Annotated in this window: 1 protein-coding gene; it reads right to left on the bottom strand. The window is 64.5% G+C overall.

Annotated features, from left to right (window positions below):
- Nucleotides 1–76 precede the first annotated feature (76 nt).
- A partial coding sequence (locus ACYP33_RS29320) for a RidA family protein (RefSeq protein ID WP_459624853.1) occupies nt 77–411 on the bottom strand: 335 nt, incomplete at its 5' end.

Here is a 411-nt window from a genome sequence, read left to right as displayed (position 1 = left end):
AAACGAGCACCCAAGCAAAACGCGGCGGCGCGAGCCTTCGAGGCCCGCGCCGCCGCGTTTTTTCATGCTGCCCGGCTTACTTGACGGGCGGCTTGTAGGCGATGCAATCCACTTCGACCTTGCAGTCGATGACCATGCTCGACTGCACGCAGGCGCGTGCCGGCGGATGCTCGCCGAAGTACGAGATGAACACCTTGTTGAACGACGCGAAATCGCGCGCGTCGTCGAGCCACACGCCGCAGCGCACGACGTGTTCGAGGCCGTAGCCCGCTTCCTTGAGGATCGCGATCACGTTCTCGATCGTCTGCTTCGACTGCGTGACGATGCCGCCTTCCACCACCTCGCCGTTGACCATCGGCGTCTGCCCCGACACGTACAGCCAGCCGTCGGCCTCCACCGCCTTCGCGAACG

This window comes from Burkholderia sp. 3C (genome assembly GCF_054589155.1).
The sequence above is the reverse complement of the archived record's forward strand: the minus strand, read 5'-3'. Positions and strand labels throughout refer to the sequence as shown.